We start from the raw sequence: 2502 nt of genomic DNA on the forward strand, positions 1-2502 counted from the left end.
AGCATCATCGCTCCGTTTAACTCGGCGATCGGCACGGTCGGTCAATACGCAAGTGCTCTCGGACTATTGTCCGGAGCAGCTCTCGCAAATACCGGTATGGCCCGACTGTCCGCGATCGAGAACGCACAAGTCTCGCTTGAAGTCATGATGGGCGACGCGTCGGAGGCTAACGCATTCCTCGACGACGTTCTAGCATTCGCAAAGACGACACCGTTTGCCTTTCCGGACTTAGCGGAGACGGCGCGTAACCTCGTAGCGTTTGGGATGGATACTGAGCGCATTATCCCAACGATGCAGGCAATCGGGGATTCTGCGGCTGCGTCCGGTAAAGGATCGGAGGGTCTGCGTCAGATAGCGAGCGCATTCGGCGCGATGCAGGTGGCCGGTACGTTATCGCTCGGTGAGGTCAATCGGCTGATGGATGCCGGTATTCCCGCGTTGAAGATCCTCGCCAATCAGACGGGCAAGTCAGTCGAGCAGATCAAAAAGGATATATCCGCGGGCATGTATGACTCCGTGCAAGGGATCGAGATGCTAGTCGACGGGATGCAAAACGGGACGGACGGCATTGCCGGGGCCACCGCAGCTATGGCCGGTATCATGGAACGCACAAAGGACACATGGACGGGATCGGTCGATAGTCTCAAGTCGTCGATCAGTTCCACGATGGCGACGATTATGGAACCGGTAAAGCCGTATATCCAGGACTTTATGGCATGGTTCGGCGATACATTTTCGCGACTGCCGGATCTCATATCAATCGGAGGGATGTTCGCGTCGCCAATCGTAACGGCGCTATCCACGGTGACAGACGGCGGGCAAAAGGTTATGGACGTGTTCAGCGCTGTCGGCCAAAGGGTGAGCGACTTCATAAAGCCGTGGGCTGGATTATTCGGTCACATCGGAGGCCATTTTGAGAATTTAACCGACGCGGTACGCTGGTCAGGCGATTCAATTGAGGGGATGCTCGATAAAGGAGATAAACTTAAAGGCGCTCTCTCGTTTCTTTCCGATTTAGGGACGACGATTAAGTCAGGTTTCGAGTCGGCGGTTAGCGGAATCCAGTCGTTTGTGTCAGCGATATGGCCTCTCGCTACTGTACTCGCAAAGGATATAGTCGAGCGGACAAAGCTGATCCTGCCGTACATTATGCAAGCCTTCGGGGGGATCGCGTCGTTTGTCGGCGGAATCGCGTCTAAAATGGGCGCGTTTTGGTCGGAGAATGGAGCGCAGATTGTAGCCGCTGTTCAAAATGTTGGAAACTTCCTGCGGGGAGTTTTTATGGTAACGCTACCGATTATCGCGACAATTGTACAATCGGTATGGGGCAATATTAAAGGCGTAATCAGCGGAGCGCTCGACATTATCCTCGGGCTTATTAAGACGTTTAGCTCGCTCTTCACCGGAGATTGGGCCGGAGTATGGGCCGGCGTGAAGCAGATCCTAACGGGGGCTGTAACGGGCCTGTGGAACCTCGTACAATTGTGGTTCGTCGGACGTATTGTCGGAGTGGTTCGATCATTTGGCGCTAGAATCCAAACGTTGTTCCAGAACGTGTTTAACCGGGCAAGAGCGTCGGTATCTAACGCGATGGATCGGGCCAAAACAGCCGTGAGTAACTTCTTTGATCCGCTGCTATCGTTTTTAGGACGTGCAAAGTCGGCGTGGTCTGATTTCACGGGGCTCCTCGGAAAATTCAAAATGCCGGAAGCAGTATCTAACGTCATTAGTGGCGCAGGAAACCTAGTCAATCGTGTAACTGGCGGACGCGTAGCTGGATCGCATTACCACGGACTAGAACGCGTCCCATATGACGGTTACGTTGCGCGGTTGCATAAAGGAGAAACGGTACTGCCGAGGGAAGAAGCCGAGTCCTACCGGAATGGTGGCGGCGGTGGAGCTCCTACTGTTAGTGTAACCGTGGGAACGATGAACGTGCGGAAAGAAAGCGATATTGATGCGGTGGCCGGAGCGTTATTTAGAAAGCTCAAAACTGAGTGGGAGGGAGGAGTTTAATGAGGAGATACGATCTAAACGGCGGCGTCAGAACATTTCGAGCGGAAGGAGGATCACATAATAACCTCGTACCGCTTATTCGTGAAATCGGCCGTAATACTGACGTTGAAGTTCGATTTGGCACTGTAACGTCAAGACCGCCGGATCTTCGCATAAAAGAGGATGGAGTAGACCGAATATTAGATCCGGATGATTGCGCGGTGGCCGAGAGAGTGACGGGATCTAACGAGCTTAGACCGGGGGATCGCGTTATCTTACTAGCGTATGCGACATCGATAGGGACGCAGTATGTCGTGATCGACCGATTGGTAACGTACGGGGGCGCTTAACGGCGTCCTTCTTTAATTTTACGGGGGTGGTAAACATCGACAATATAACGGAAAAACTCGAGGAGCTAAAGGAACGCGCGGAAAAGTTGAAGGTGGAAAGGATCGCGGCCGGGCTTCCGGAAAACGGGCCGCCTAACTTTGTGCCGGCTCACGTCGT

General features: G+C 53.4%; 2 protein-coding genes. Both read left to right on the forward strand.

Features of this window, described 5'->3' with window-relative positions; genetic code table 11:
* Positions 1 to 2016: tape measure protein (locus ABMB67_RS23300; protein ID WP_354573474.1), on the forward strand; the 2016-nt coding region annotated here is incomplete at its 5' end.
* Positions 2016 to 2345 (forward strand): hypothetical protein, encoded by a 330-nt coding sequence (locus ABMB67_RS23305; protein WP_354573475.1) that lies wholly within the window; start codon positions 2016 to 2018, stop codon positions 2343 to 2345. The genes ABMB67_RS23300 and ABMB67_RS23305, both read left to right, overlap by 1 nt.
* Positions 2346 to 2502: the final 157 nt, after the last annotated feature.

Source organism: Halalkalibacter oceani (assembly GCF_040544555.1).
Classification (GTDB): domain Bacteria; phylum Bacillota; class Bacilli; order Bacillales; family Bacillaceae_D; genus Halalkalibacter; species Halalkalibacter oceani.